This is a genomic window from Bacillus sp. AFS023182 (assembly GCF_002560575.1).
GTDB classification, from domain to species: Bacteria; Bacillota; Bacilli; order Bacillales; family Bacillaceae_G; genus Bacillus_A; species Bacillus_A arachidis.
In genome coordinates this window covers 16,836-31,540 of the sequence record NZ_NTRO01000025.1, presented here as the reverse complement: position 1 = coordinate 31,540, position 14,705 = coordinate 16,836, and the positions used below count along the sequence as shown (strand labels likewise).

The window sequence follows — 14,705 nt, the reverse complement described above, 5'->3', positions numbered from 1 at the left end:
TTTTATCATTGTTTTCATTATAACAAGGAATAGGTGCAAAAACACAAAGACCCCCGAATCATGGACTTTTTTAAGTGTCCACGATTCGGGGTACAGTTCATCCTGTGAAGAGATTCTTCTTTCATATAATACATACCTATTTAAAGTAAAAACTAATATATGTAAAAATCAATAATAGTGAAAAAATCATATTTTTTTTATAGTATTAGCCCCACCTACGCTAAATACCTTGACAGCCACGCGTGCCATCCAACCCATTATTATTATAAAAGAAAACGCTTACATTGTAAAGGATTTCCTAATTACTAATAATAAAACGCATAGATACTATAATTGACAATTAAGTTTCTAACATACTTCATCATCTAAGCATATGCCAATTTGGATATACCCCTAAACTGAAAAAAGAGGTTCTTTTATTTTAAAGGACCTCTTTGAAATAAATGTATCAATTTTCGATGAGCAATTATTACTTTCCTAATAATTCTAATGATAATTTCCTAACTGTTGTAGCCACGCACTTGCTTATTTTTTTCTCCCGTTGTTACTGTTATTGTTTCATTTTTTCTGCACCTGCAAATAATTTATTCACATAATTATTAATATCTTCCCATTTATCACTAGCTGTATTCAAATCCTCTTCCATAAATGTAAAATCATCACGGTTCATTTTTTCAACTCTAGTCAACAATTTACTATATTTACTTCCTATTGTATGCCACTGATTCGATATATTCTGAAGAGCAGTAATTGCTGTATCAATTGTATCAGACATATGTGCAGTTTTATTTTTAGCATCTGTTAAAATAGCCACTTCTTGCTGTGCTCCAGAAATCCTAGACTGTAATTTTTGTATTTCTTGCTCTGCAGATGAAATATTGCTTTTAGCGGTAGCAATCATTGCTATACTAGCTCCAAAAGTGAATAATACCAAGACTCCTCCAGCAATAATCATATCATTACTTTTCTTAATGAGATCGTTATAACTATTGATTTGATGCTGTAAATACGGAATGCCAGCATTTGTACTTTCTAAAATAGATGTCAATTGGTTTGAGTCATCTTTGAAACTTCTTGTATCTTCTAACATTTTATTTCGAAATGCCTTCAGTTTTTTTAGTAATTCATCCACTTCATTGGTGTTATTCAAAATACTATGATGCAATGTTTCTAATTCATTTTTAAAGCTTACTGTGTCCTGTTGATTTATAGCAGCTAGTAAATTCTTATAATGTATTTGAAATGCTTTATTATAATCCACAATATGTTGAGCGTTTTTCATAATATGTGGGTTTAAGTCTTCTAACCAATATGTTGCATTCGTTTGTGCATCTTTTTGATGTTTGATCATGTTTGCTCGCAAATCACCATTTATAGAGCTGATTCCACTCAGGTCCGTTTGTTGTTGCTTAAGAAGTGTTTGGGCATATGAATCCATAACAAATGTATTAGCTGCCATTTGGCCTATTGCTTCTTTAAATCCCTCAGGAACAAGAGAAGTTTCACTATTACTTTCTTGCTGTTGTGATTGTCCGGTTTGTTCTGCTGCTAAAGTATGAAGTGGCATTACACTACTTGTTGCCATTCCGGTAATAGCCATAGATAAAGCAATTTTCTTATATAATTTTTTATTCATCATTTCTCACCTTCTCTTTCATATGTATCACAGATTTTATGGAATTCATAAGGTTTTATCACTTACTACAAACACGTTATAATTCTTGTAAAAAAAGTACCTTTTGAATCTATATAGATTTAAATAAAGTTTATAAGGGCTCTTCTATAATTCGTATCTAGTTAAATCTCTATATAGGAAATCTCCTGCTCAAGATTGAACAGGAGACTCGCATCACTTATCTTTTACGCTGATAAATTCTTTTATTTCGAATAATTTTATTTTCTAACCTTTTTTGAGTAAATACTACTAGTTATTCTCTGCTACTTTAATTTCACTATTTTGAATATCTTCAGCATACTTTTGAATTTTTTCCCAGCTATCGTTTGCTGTCTGGAGATTTTCTTTTATAAATCCAAGCTGGTTTGGTTTAACTTTGTTAACGTTTTTAAGTAAAGAATTATATTTTGACCCCATTGTTTGCCACTGGTTTGAAATATTTTGAAGTGAATCAATAGCAATATCAATAGTCTCTGATAAACTTTCAGTTTGCTTTTTAAGATTTGTTAATCCAACTACCTGTAATTTTATGTTTGAAATATCCCCAGTGAGTTTTTGAATATCTCCCTGCGCTCTATCAATTTCTTGTTTTGCTAACACAACTCCTGTTACACCCAGTGCCGTAGCGCCTACACCGACTGTAATAAGTACAGCGCCCGCTTTAGCTCCTACACCAGTAGCAATTAATGCTACACCACCTATAATAGCCATTGGGCCTAGAGCTGTTGATACAGATGCTGAAATAAGAATTGCATTATTTTTATTAATGCTCTCCATATTTGCCGAGATTTGTTTTTCTAGAAGAGGTATTCCAGCATCTTGACTAGCTAAAACAGACGTGATTTGGTTGGCATCGTCTTTAAAGCTTTGTGTATCAGATGCCATTTTGCTACGGAAACTTTTCAGCTGTTTCACTAGATCGTCTACTTCTTTTTTATTAGCTGAAATACTTTCAGTTAATTGTGTAAGTCCAGCCGTTAGTTTTTCTGTGTCCCCTTTTTCTACAGCTATATCTACAGCATTTTGTAAAGTCTTATAATAATTTTTAAATTGGTCACTGTAATTGATGATATTCTCGTTTGTAGAAATTAGTTGTGGTTTTAGAGTATCTAACCATTCATTCGCATTTCCTCTAGCAAGTTTTTGATGTTCAATGATTTTTGCTTTTAAAGCATCGTCAATTGTAGTTATATCATTAAAATTAGCATTAGCTTGCTTAAGAATTGTTAAAGCATACAAATCCATTGTCAAAACATTTGACCCTGTTTTTTCTAATGCTTCTCTAAGACCATCTGGTCCTAATGAATACTCAGCATGCGTGCCTGTTGCATCAGTTGCCTTAGCATGAACAGCAGCTGGTTTTGCTGTATTTTCCGCTGCAGAAGCATATGTCGGCATGATATTAGCTGCTGCCATTGTTGCTATTAATGTGGATAAAGCCATTACTTTATAAGGTTTTTTTGCCATGTTTTTCTCTCCTTATATGATTCAAGTTAGTCTTCATTCTAAAATGAAGCTTAGTTTACTTTTACTTTTGTAACGAATTCTTCATATTGAGTTGTTTGCTTATTCAATTCATCATTCAATTTTTTAAGCTGTGTTAATTGTGTTTGTAATGCCATTGAATCAATCTTTGCATCTGCATTCGAATTAATCTTCATTTGAGTCATCGTTTCATTTAACGCTTTCCAATCTTTCACTAAAACGTCAAAAGTCTTAAGTTGTCTCTTAATTAAACTTGTAAAGCTACCTACTTGATCTTCAATAAGAGTAATTTGAGTTGCTTGAATTTCATTTTGTGATAACTTTTGTATTAATGGGATTAATTGTTGTCTTTTTTGTTTAATATTATTACTAGCTTCTCGTATATGAGCATCTGATGAATTTTCAATTGTGTCACCAAGGCTTTCAATAGAACTAAATTCTATTGTTTTAGTTTCAAGTGCTGTTTTACTAATCTCAACAGCCTGCTTTCCAACGCTCAAAGAAGTTCCTCTAATTTCTTTTGCTCGATTTAAAATTTTTGTAAGTTCATTTTGAATCTCTTCTTGAATTTGTTTAATTTGTGCTCTTAGTTGTGCAATCTCTCCATTTGAGCCATTTAAAGATTCAATAGCTGTGTTAGCTCTTTTAGTAAGACTTTCGCTATCTTGAACCAATTCATCTTTATACCAGTTTAAGTCTACTGAAGTTTGTCCCATATCATCTTGAATCGTTTGCACTTCTTCTTGAAGTGCATTGAAAGCACTTACAAATTCTTCTTTTGCTTTCTGATCTTCATTCACTTTTCCAGCTAATTCATTTAATTTACTATAATAGTTATTAAACATTGTACTAAATGACATCATTTCTTGATTTAAGTTGAAGATTTTAGGATTATATTCATCCATCCAGTCTTGAACATGTTTTCTTGCAATTTTTTGATCAGTGTTTAAACTACTCATAGCATTTACTTTAAAGTCTGGTTGTTTTAAGATAACTAATCCATATCCTTGTATTAAAGGAGTGTTTGAGCCCAGTGATCTGATTGAATTTGATAGTGTATTCACAGCAAGAAAGTTCTGAACACTTGTTTGTTTAAATTGAGGTTGCTTACTTTCTGCAGCATAAGCATTTACAGGTGTGAAACAGCTTGTGGATACTGCTGTAGCCAATAAACCTGCGACTAACGTTTTTTTCATGTTAATTCCTCCTATTGGTTAATATCTCTTGATAAAACATTTAGATTAAACTCTAAGTGTTTTATTCTATTTTTAGAAAAACGACTTTATAACCAATTATCTATATAAATGGTTATTTTGATGTTAATTACGAGAATGTAATTGTAGATTATAACTATCTGTACATATTACTTCTCTATAAAACTATCCCTCTTGGAACCTTCATCAAAGATAAATAAAAATTTTGATCTCTTTTTTGCATCTTATGAGTTGTAAGGACCTTACACCCTTATTAAAACACTAAGTTTTTTATAAGTAAATCATAGAATTACATAATAATACTTAATCACCTTAAAATTTATTTATTTAAACAAAAAAGAATTGTTATACTAAAAAAACTATTATCAAACATCATTTAAGTACTCAAAACAATTACAACTTGATATTTCTACATGGAAATGAATTTTTTAAATTTAACTAGATTAAGTTTATTATAAAGAAAATATTTATAGTATAATTTAACACCATAACTCACACTATTATCCTTTATTTAGATATGCAGAATTACATGAAAATAGGCACTTTTAATTAATACCTTTATAACAGATTTAAAACGATTTTAAATGAAACACTGCTCACAAAAAACACATTACACAATTATCCGTTAGAAAAATGTCGATTTTATCAGAATTTTGTATTTTTTTGTTGTTTTATTTTATTATTAATGTTAAACTTATACTCACAAAGAGAGAGTAAATAGGCACCCTTAGTGATTTAATTTTCTGATTTTTCAGTTTTTGTTTTTTGTCAGTTTGTTCCATTCCTTTTGATTGGCATGTTTGTGTATTGCTTTCCTACTCTTTCTTTGTTGTACCCTCCAGAAGAAAACAATTTGTTCCTATCCAAATTGTTTTCTTCTATGATTATCTAATCGAGTATTTTTAAAACGATGAAGATAATTTATGGAAAAGTTATTCTACAAATTTCATTCAAAAGATTTAGCTATATTTAAATGAAATATGAAATGTATCAAGTACTTAGTTTTTTAATCTACTTAAGAGGTATGTCCTATAATTTTTTTAGGAGTCATACTCAATGCAATTTATACAAATGATTCATGTATTGGAAGTATGTTCGGTATATGAGTCATTTATATGGATTGCATTAAAAAAAGAGACCTTATAGAAATAAAAGATTTCTTTTTTCATCTTTAGGGTATAAAGCTAATATGCTGAAGTATGTTAAAAACCTCGATATGAATCATACTAGATTATATACATGTATCGATATATAATTTTTACATATTTATACTAACTTAAATAACTAGAAAATTATTTGTCTTATTTTTTTTACAAGCATAATTAAATGCACATTGCTTCTGTAACAACTTCCTCCTTTGTTGAAGTACTATGAAACTTACCAAGCAATAGAAGATCTAGCTAAAAATGTAACTTAGATTTAACTTCTTTGTGTCCACAATATTGATTCAAATCCAAACAGAACTAGACAAAATTAAAAGGCATAAATCCGGTTCAATACCGGACTTATGCCCAAGAAGCTACCTTTTTAATATTTACTAAGAGAATCGTACCAACGATAGTTGAAACAAAATAAATTATTTACACTCGCAATTACACTTATGCTGTTTAAAATCGATTACCATACGACCTTGAATCTTACCTTGTTCCATTTCTTCGAATACATCTTGTACATCCTCTAATGGGCAAGTTTGAACAACCGGCACTACTTTTCCTTCTGCACCGAACATAAATGCCTCTTCTAAGTCCTTACGAGTACCAACTAGAGAACCAACTACTTCAATTCCGTCTAGTACAAGTCGTGGAATGTTTAAGTCCATAGTTTCTACTGGTAAACCTACCGCAACTACTTTTCCGCAAGCACGTACCGCATCAACTGCTGAGTTGAAGGCTACTTTAGAAACCGCTGTTACTACAGCAGCATAAGCGCCACCAATCGTCTCTTGAATAATCTTATCAGCAGGACCTTGAGTAATTGAATTGATAGTCATATCGGCACCAACCTCTTTAGCTAATGCTAATTTGTCATCATTGATATCTACTGCAATTACTTTTGCACCAAATACATTCTTAGCATATTGAATAGCGAGGTTACCTAATCCACCACAACCGTAAATTACGATAGGTTGACCAGGTTTAATGTTTGATACTTTAATAGCTTTGTATGTAGTTACGCCCGCACATGTGATTGATGATGCCCCGGCAGGATCTAATCCTTCTGGTACTTTTACCGCATAATCAGCAGTAACGATACATTGTTCAGCCATGCCGCCATCTACTGTATAACCAGCATTCTTAACTTCACGACAGAATGTTTCTCTACCAGTTACGCAATATTCACAACGTCCGCAAGATTGGAACATCCATGCGATACTTACACGATCCCCAATTTTAAGTGAAGTAACATCATCAGCAATTTTAGTTACAATACCTACACCCTCGTGCCCAAGGATGCGGCCATCTGTGTTACCAAAATCATGATTCGCAACGTGCAAGTCAGTATGACAAACTCCACAATACTCTACATCTACTAATGCTTCGCCTGAGCGTAACGGACGCAATTCTTTGTCAATAACATCAATGTTTGCTTTGCTGTTTTTATTAACCACTACTGCTTTCATATGTGATCTCCCCTTTAGTGTTTTAGAATTTTAATGCGTTCATCTCACAACTTTTGTTCTCACTGTTATGGCCAATTATTGTACCAAATTCAAGTGTTTAATCATCATTACTGGTTAATCATAACATAAAATTTGGAAGAAATTTTGTGGAATAGTGAACAATATTTGAAGTTTTATATAAAGTGTTTTCGATGCTGATTTGTTTAATCAAGAAACAATATCACAGTACCAGTTAAGTTATCTTGAAAACATGACAAATAATTAAAGCACGGACAATTTTTCCGCGCTTTTCCAAACACATATTTTATTTCGGAAGATTTAGTTGCCACGAGACACCGAACCGATGGTGTACTTATCCTAACTGGCGTTTAAATGCTTTATTGGCAAAGAAGTAAGCGAGGACCATAATGCCTACGCACCAAGCAAGCGCGATCCAAATATCGTTACCAACAGGCCCTTGATACAAGAGGGCACGAATCGCATTCACGATTGAAGTCACGGGCTGGTTCTCAGCGAACGCACGGACAATTTTAGGCATGGTTTCGGTGGGGACAAAGGCCGAACTGATAAACGGCAGGAAAATCAGCGGGTACGAGTAGGCTGTCGCCCCCTCCATAGATCTCGCGGTCAATCCGGGAATGACCGCCAGCCATGTCAGCGCCAGCGTAAACAGCCCGAGTATCCCAGCTACCGCGAGCCAATCCAGGATATCCGCGCTGGAACGGAAGCCCATCAAGAGCGCGACGAGGATAACCACCACGATAGTAAGCAGATTGGAAACAAGCGAGGTCAATACGTGAGCCCACAATACCGACGAGCGCTTGATGGGCATGGTAATGAAACGCGCCATCAGCCCGCTCTTTACATCCGTAAACAGCCGGACGGAAGTGTAAGCAACGCCGGATGCGATAGCCATCAGCAAGATTCCCGGCAATAAATAATTGACGTAGTTGTCCGTCCCTGTCTCTATGGCCCCGCCAAATACGTAGACAAACAGCAGCATCATCATAATCGGCGTAATCGCCACCGTGATAATCGTATCCGGACTGCGCATGATGTTGCGCATTAAACGCCCTAGTAATACCCCTGTTTTACTTTTCATTTACATCTCCTCCTTTTTGCTGATAATCGCGAGGAAAATTTCCTCCAATGTCGGCTGCTTCTCGATGTACTCCACTTTCGCTGGCGGGAACCTCTCTTTGAGTTCGGTAAGGGTACCGGTCGTGATGATTTTCCCACCATGTAGGATGGCGATACGGTCCGCCAGTTGTTCAGCTTCCTCCAGGTACTGGGTTGTAAGCAAGATGGTTGTGCCGCCGTCGGCCAGCTTCTTGACAGTATCCCACACTTCAATTCGCGCTTCGGGATCAAGCCCTGTCGTCGGTTCGTCGAGAAAAATGACTGCTGGCGTCCCGATCAGGCTCATGGCAATGTCAAGCCGGCGCTTCATCCCGCCGGAATACGTATCTGCCCGGCGATTTGCCGCATCGGTTAGGCTGAATCTTACAAGCAGATTATCGGCGACTTGAGCGGGATTGGAGACTCCACGCAACTTGGCGATCATCATTAGGTTTTCCCGCCCGGTGAGCATGCCGTCTAAAGCTGCAAACTGCCCTGTTAGGCTGATGCTTTGGCGAACATGATCTGGTTGGCGCTGGACGTTAAAGCCACAAATACCTACTTCACCGTCATCGGGCTTCATCAGTGTCGAGAGGATGTTGACCGTCGTCGTCTTGCCCGCTCCATTTGAGCCCAGCAGTGCGAAAATGGAGCCACGCTGCACCTCAAAATCCACCCCCTTTAAGACTTCCTTGTCTTTAAAGGATTTTTTTAACCCTTTTACAGAAATCGCTGCATTGCTCATACTTTTTTCCTCCTTATAAAAAGCGCTTTGCGGAGCAGATTGCCTATACTCTTCTATCTAGTCTGACTGATAATCTGTATTACTTAGTACCGTGTTAAAAGTATAACTGAATAGCGATGGCAGTAATTCACATTTGTAACCAGCTAATCAGTCGGTACTATTTATTAAATTTATTTTTTTCTCAACCGCTTCATGATACTTTGATTCAAATCTTCACGATACTTGGAGACATATGTTTTAGCATTTGCCACTAATTCGTCAGCAAAGGACGCCACGTCGTCCCCAGTGATTTCTAGCACTTGTCTCCCTTCCGCCGCACCGGCTTCGAACAAATCGATTAATTCATACTGTATGTGTAGCATATCCATCCCGTTTCCCGCTGAGAAATTCCACATGTAGTTTTGAATTTTCTTAAATACAAACTGGTAGTCCTCTGGCAGGGCTCCAACCCGTGCCATCATCATTTTGTACTCTTTTTTATCACCAATCATTTTTTTGAACATTTCCATCATGTTATTTTCCTCCTTTTTTATAAAGCTTCATAAGACCCTCCAAAAATATCGGATGGAATATCTTATGAAGCTAGATTGACTTCAAGACGTTTATTTTTGATGATACAAAATCCCATTTTTTCCAAAACAATTCAAGTTCCTGGCGACCAGCCTCATTAAGTGAGTAAAACTTGCGGGGCGGCCCCATATCTGACGGTTTCTTTTCTATATTCACAAGTTTTTTCTTTTCTAATCGCACAAGGATAGTATAGACCGTCCCTTCCACAACTTCGGTAAACCCAAGCTCGTTCAGGTGGCGGGTAATCTCGTAGCCATAGGTTTCATGGCGGCTGATGATTTCCAGCACACACCCTTCCAGTGAACCTTTCAGCATTTCAGTTAAATTTTCCATGTTAAGTTCCTCCTCTACCCCCTCTATTCTGTCTGACTTATATTCAGTATTACAGAGTACCAAGGCAAATTTTTTACTGAATAGCTTTTGAGAAAATACACTATTCAGCATCACTTATTACAAGTACATTGTATCACCGAGTAGCATGGGTGTCAACTGGATTTTCTAAATATTTTTAAAAACAACTATCCCCATTGTTGTCTCCTACCTTTTTTGTAACTCCTTTTATTTCTTCCCAATTATTCACTAAAAATCCATAGATCTTTTTAACTACCATAGGATCATCTTACGTTCTTATATTCGGAAATTTATCGTATAACGAATCAGAAACCACAATCGTAGCACTATTCTTAATAGGAAAAGTTAAGTGTAGTATAGCTTTGTTTACTTTTAAAAATACAACTTCTTTTTTAACATACGAATTTCATACACACTCAACTGTGAAAATAAAAAGTGTGTTCCTATAACTACACAAGCTACCCCTGCAACTAAATAGGTCATAACAAAGTTTCTTTTAGTGGTGAATTTTATTCAACTAAAGTATTCACTCCATCAAGAAGAAAATAAGCCAGATCCCGATATCGGAAGTACAAATAAAGACCCAAGAATTTATAGATTCTTGGGCCTTTATTGGTGGTAATGTCTAGCTATCCGTATTCACTCTAAAGAGATGGTCGAGTTCCGATTACAACAGTAGCATCCAGTTCGTCACAATTTTTCACCTGTGGGATTAGCCCGTTTTGAGCAAATATCTCAACAGTTTGCGATGCCTGTCGTTGGCTAGTCTCAACAAGTAGATGGCTATCGGGTGCCAGCCAGAGTGATGCCTCAGCAGCTACCCGTCGCTGGACATCTAGTCCTTCCGCTCCACCGTCGAGTGCCACCCTTGCCTCATATTTTCGGGCTTCTCGAGGTAACAGCTTAATTGCCTCTGTAGGTACGTAGGGTGCGTTTGCGACCAAAATATGGACGCACCCACGCAGTTTAGTTGGAAGTGGATGGTAGAGATCACCTTCGTACACATTACCCTTGACCCAATTAATATTGTTACGAGCACATCTCACTGAGGCTGAATCTATGTCGACTGCATACAACTCGACCTCACCTAGAACTCTAGCCAGTGCAGCGCCCACCGCACCTGTACCACAGCATAAATCAACTATGATAGCTCCTGGCATAGCAAGGTAAGCTGCCTGTTGGACAAGAAACTCGGTACGGCGGCGAGGAACGAAAACTCCTGGTTCCACAGCTATCCGAGTACCACAGAAATCTGCCCAACCAATGATGTGTTCCAATGGAAAACCAGCTACTCGTCGTTCCACCATGTCGGTGAGTATTTCCTGTGTTTGTGCCTCTGAGATAAGCAACTGCGCCTCATCTTCTGCAAAAACACAACCGGCAGTCCGAAGCCTGGTTATTATACATTTTTCTGTTTCCGCGTCTATATAAAAATCGAATTTCTTTCCCATTCATTCACCACTCTTGATACCTTTTTAAGTTTATTATTAATAATTCTCTAAAGGTTGGAGAACCCCTGTTTCAACTGCCTTATATTTAAATAAAAAGATCGTATACACTATACATATGAAGTTTACATTACGCACATTATTGATAGTATCCAAGAAAGCTAGCTTTGTCATTTTGGGGTAATTCTGAATTCTTAAGTTGATGGGTATGTAGGGCGCCCCATACTCCGCGTTTGGTCCTCCTAATGAATGTCCTGTTGTAGAAATTTCAGCATTTGGATACTTTTTCTTTACTTCTTTTAGTAATTCATCAGTATTTGTACATTGATTTCGATACTCATATTGTTCATTTTCTTTATTGTAATATATACGTTCTCCTCCAGTCATAGATGCTGTTGGAGTATCAAGATTGGCTTTCTCGTGCACTGGTTTTCCTAAAGCAACATAATCAATATCTGTAGTAAGGTCTTCGGAACCTTCTCCCAAAAGGTCGCCACCTTGTGTTCCCCTAAATGCTACTACTACTTGCTTTTTACCATCAACATCTCTTTCAAATACAACTGCATCAAACCCAGTCTTTTTATCATGTAAAAGAGAGTTATCAATTTCGTTACTAACTTGCCAAGTTTGTAACACATTCTCTTGTTTATCTTTTATGGTAACTACCTCAGGAATTTTGTTCGAATCACTATATGCTAATTTGGACATCTCATAGTAGGTTTGATCTAAAACTTTATCGCCTCCTATTCTTTCACAACTCGAATAAATAGTATATTCTTAATTATATATTTTTTTTAAAAAGAGGGGGAGAATTTTGAGAAAAAGGTATCTATTTTTAATAATAGTCATCCTTTTATTTTTTTTTGGTGGGTATAAATACATGGAGCATAAAAATGAACAAAAGGAGCAAGTTATTAAAGATAAAGCTGAAAAAGTAGCCATCCAATATTTTAAAGAAAAAGAAAATATTGATATCACAGTAACAGGGTCTAAATTTGCTCCTTCTGATTTTGGTTCAATATTTGTATCAGGACATGTTACTAATGAATCAACTCGCAAAATTTTAGTTGATGTAATTTATACGGACAATTACAGGATAGAAATTACAGGGATTGACAGATAAAAGAAATAATGATCATAGAGCATTCATTTAAAAAAAAGCAATCTTCAAAAAAACCTTTAAATATTTTAAAACTACAACTTATTATGAACTTATTCCATATAGTCATAAGCAGGTACAAAGAAAAGAATCAAAACAACGGGTATATACCAAAACAATCACTATACTAGATTTGTTTCTACTAATTGGAACTTTACAAAATCATAAAAAACCAAAAAGAGAGTACTTGTATACAGATATATTATGTACTCTCTTTTTCCCTGTATGCTATTATCTTTACCTCACAGCCAACGTTGCTAACTGTATCTACTATTTTTTTAATATTATTCTTCCATTAGTATCTACCGTAAATCACTGGTATAACTACTCTCTGCCCACTTTTACTTTGGGGCAGAAATGGACTTCGCCTTTGGAAAACATCCGATATAAATGCGGAATAAAAATGGAGGAGATAAACTATGGCAATCCATATAACAATGAATAAAGAATTTGAAGACGAGGAAATAGTTGTATATCAATTTTATCCCTCAGAATATCCAGATAAAGTTGGAAAAATGTATTTTCATAAAAAAAATCAAATGTTTCATGAAATATATTCAATTCCGGTAAAATCCGCTGCAACAAGTGAACATTATTTTTATTGTGCATGTAGCAGAATAATGCAATGTATCAAGAGTGGTGGAGAATTCTTGGAAGAAATGACATATGGAGTATAATGAAATAAAAAAATGTATAAGCCGAATCCTTTAATAAGGATTCGCTTTTCATATTACTTTACATATACATAAGCTTCATTTGCTGTTACATGCTAGGTTTTATAACGCTAAAAACGTTCATCAATTTTGTTTTTAAGATTTCTGTTTAAAAACAAAGAGGGTTATTTACTTTTCAATCACTTAGCTCTAAACAATTCTCTATCATTTAATAAGTTGTTCTTATTTAGTTCAAAACATACTAACCAAAAATCTTTTTGCCACTTTGAACAGTTTTCTTCATAATCCTTAAGCATCTCAAGAATACAGTATGAATCAGAAGGCTCGAAATGAATCATATCATTTTTTAAAAATAAGGCTGTAAGACCGTGTTCAATAGATAGCAAGCCACCTTCATCATGAAACGAAATTACAAAGTAAGCATAGTCATCCTTTGTATAATCAGCTAAAATTTCAAATGTAGGAGTTCCTATATAAGGATGGATTTCTTCCATACTATTAAAAGTAATAGGACTAAAGGAATGATCATTTTCATTATATATCTCGTAACTCATTAAACTCTTAGATTGCAATTCAAATAGACCCTTTAGTATATTTTTATAAACAATATCAAAGTGCTCCTTTAAATAACATAGCGTATTATAAGCTTCTTTTGTTAAAGGTTGATTACTTTCTAAATCCCCCCTATTTCAATATTTTTTTGCCCAAAAAACGAAACGGAACAATTTACGTGTATAGATCCATCCCAACAGTCATATTTTCCAGAAAACTCAAAATCATCTACTTTATATAACACTATTCACACCTACCTAATGAAATTTTGTTATTCATAATTAAGCCCTTCTTATTAGAGAAATTTAACACCCTAATAAAAACAGTTGGGAACGTGTTGCCCGACTGTTTTTACTAGGGCACAACTGAAGCACAGCGAAAGGCGTAGTATGATTGTAATTATTCGGCTATGGTGCAAACCTCGAACGCTGTCAAATTACGAACATTCAATCTTTACAAAATATAAAAATACAGATTTTCATATTAATTCCCGACCAGCTCATTCACATAAAATCATAACATTCATGTTGGATTATCTACGTAATCATCTTTGCACCAGAACCGTTTAAACCTCTGTTACTCCCCACATGCTGAATTCGTAATGATATTCGGTACACTCAATAACAACCCCAAACTCTAAATCGTCTCCAACTAATACAAAATCCGCATATCCAGTTAGAAATCTTGATATGGTTGATAACTCTTCTAAATTATCAAATACTTTAGCGATGTTCAGCTTAACTGCTTCAATTTTACCTCCTCTAGAGAAAAAGAGCCTTCCTTGATTAACTGGAACTTTAATAGTTTTAACTGTTTCTTTTAATAGCTCTATTGATAGTTTTCCATTTTCTTTATAATCTGTGCTACCAAAAATTTTTATGTTTGAATTTTTTTCTAGCTTACTAAATAATTCTTTACAAAATAAATCATTAGATTCTGTATTCATAAATGATTCCTTAGAAATAGTAACAATATTAGAAAGTTCGTTTATAAGTTCTTTTCTACTAGCGTTTCTTTTCAGAATCTCCATTCGACTTTTATTCATATTACTCAAAATTTTTCACACCTTCAGCCTTTTATTTTTTTCCTTTTT

The 14,705-nt window shown here is 35.0% G+C and carries 14 protein-coding genes; 2 read left to right on the top strand and 12 right to left on the bottom strand.

Features of this window, described 5'->3' with window-relative positions; all coding sequences use genetic code 11:
- Positions 1 to 550: 550 nt before the first annotated feature.
- The 10 genes from nheC to CN288_RS28315 form a co-directional block, all read right to left on the bottom strand.
- Positions 551 to 1,636 (bottom strand): non-hemolytic enterotoxin subunit C, encoded by a 1,086-nt coding sequence (gene nheC / locus CN288_RS13540; RefSeq protein WP_026592413.1) that lies wholly within the window; start codon positions 1,634 to 1,636, stop codon positions 551 to 553.
- Positions 1,637 to 1,924: 288 nt separating this feature from the next.
- A complete protein-coding gene (gene nheB / locus CN288_RS13535; protein WP_026592412.1) occupies positions 1,925 to 3,142 on the bottom strand; it encodes a non-hemolytic enterotoxin subunit B in 1,218 nt (405 codons plus the stop codon).
- Between the two features lie 50 nt (positions 3,143 to 3,192).
- Positions 3,193 to 4,356 (bottom strand): non-hemolytic enterotoxin subunit A, encoded by a 1,164-nt coding sequence (nheA, locus tag CN288_RS13530; protein WP_098302444.1) that lies wholly within the window; start codon positions 4,354 to 4,356, stop codon positions 3,193 to 3,195.
- Between the two features lie 1,594 nt (positions 4,357 to 5,950).
- Positions 5,951 to 6,994, bottom strand: a complete 1,044-nt coding sequence (gene adhP / locus CN288_RS13525; RefSeq protein WP_098302443.1) for an alcohol dehydrogenase AdhP — start codon at positions 6,992 to 6,994, stop codon at positions 5,951 to 5,953.
- Between the two features lie 352 nt (positions 6,995 to 7,346).
- On the bottom strand, positions 7,347 to 8,096 hold the full coding sequence (locus CN288_RS13520; protein ID WP_098302442.1) for an ABC transporter permease: 750 nt from the start codon (positions 8,094 to 8,096) through the stop codon (positions 7,347 to 7,349).
- Positions 8,097 to 8,858 (bottom strand): ABC transporter ATP-binding protein, encoded by a 762-nt coding sequence (locus tag CN288_RS13515; RefSeq protein ID WP_098302441.1) that lies wholly within the window; start codon positions 8,856 to 8,858, stop codon positions 8,097 to 8,099.
- Positions 8,859 to 9,028: 170 nt separating this feature from the next.
- Complete coding sequence (locus tag CN288_RS13510; protein ID WP_026592407.1) at positions 9,029 to 9,370, bottom strand: DUF1048 domain-containing protein; 342 nt, start codon at positions 9,368 to 9,370, stop codon at positions 9,029 to 9,031.
- A 70-nt stretch (positions 9,371 to 9,440) separates the two neighbouring features.
- On the bottom strand, positions 9,441 to 9,761 hold the full coding sequence (locus CN288_RS13505; protein ID WP_017151750.1) for a PadR family transcriptional regulator: 321 nt from the start codon (positions 9,759 to 9,761) through the stop codon (positions 9,441 to 9,443).
- 662 nt (positions 9,762 to 10,423) lie between these two features.
- Positions 10,424 to 11,230, bottom strand: coding sequence for a putative protein N(5)-glutamine methyltransferase (locus CN288_RS13500; RefSeq protein WP_098302440.1), 807 nt, complete (start codon positions 11,228 to 11,230; stop codon positions 10,424 to 10,426).
- A gap of 36 nt (positions 11,231 to 11,266) precedes the next feature.
- Positions 11,267 to 11,935, bottom strand: a complete 669-nt coding sequence (locus tag CN288_RS28315) for a lipase family protein (protein WP_098962768.1) — start codon at positions 11,933 to 11,935, stop codon at positions 11,267 to 11,269.
- Positions 11,936 to 12,041: 106 nt separating this feature from the next.
- On the opposite strand from CN288_RS28315, the gene CN288_RS13490 reads away from it, so the two are divergent.
- Positions 12,042 to 12,350, top strand: a complete 309-nt coding sequence (locus CN288_RS13490; RefSeq protein ID WP_255259973.1) for a hypothetical protein — start codon at positions 12,042 to 12,044, stop codon at positions 12,348 to 12,350.
- 455 nt (positions 12,351 to 12,805) lie between these two features.
- Positions 12,806 to 13,063, top strand: a complete 258-nt coding sequence (locus CN288_RS13485) for a hypothetical protein (protein WP_098302439.1) — start codon at positions 12,806 to 12,808, stop codon at positions 13,061 to 13,063.
- A 176-nt stretch (positions 13,064 to 13,239) separates the two neighbouring features.
- Here CN288_RS13485 and CN288_RS29580 read toward each other — a convergent pair whose 3' ends face one another.
- Both CN288_RS29580 and CN288_RS13475 read right to left on the bottom strand, forming a co-directional pair.
- The gene (locus CN288_RS29580; protein ID WP_255259972.1) at positions 13,240 to 13,554 is read right to left on the bottom strand and encodes a hypothetical protein; all 315 of its coding nucleotides are present in this window, start codon (positions 13,552 to 13,554) and stop codon (positions 13,240 to 13,242) included.
- A gap of 623 nt (positions 13,555 to 14,177) precedes the next feature.
- Positions 14,178 to 14,666, bottom strand: coding sequence for a YxiF family protein (locus CN288_RS13475; protein WP_098302438.1), 489 nt, complete (start codon positions 14,664 to 14,666; stop codon positions 14,178 to 14,180).
- Positions 14,667 to 14,705 lie beyond the last annotated feature (39 nt).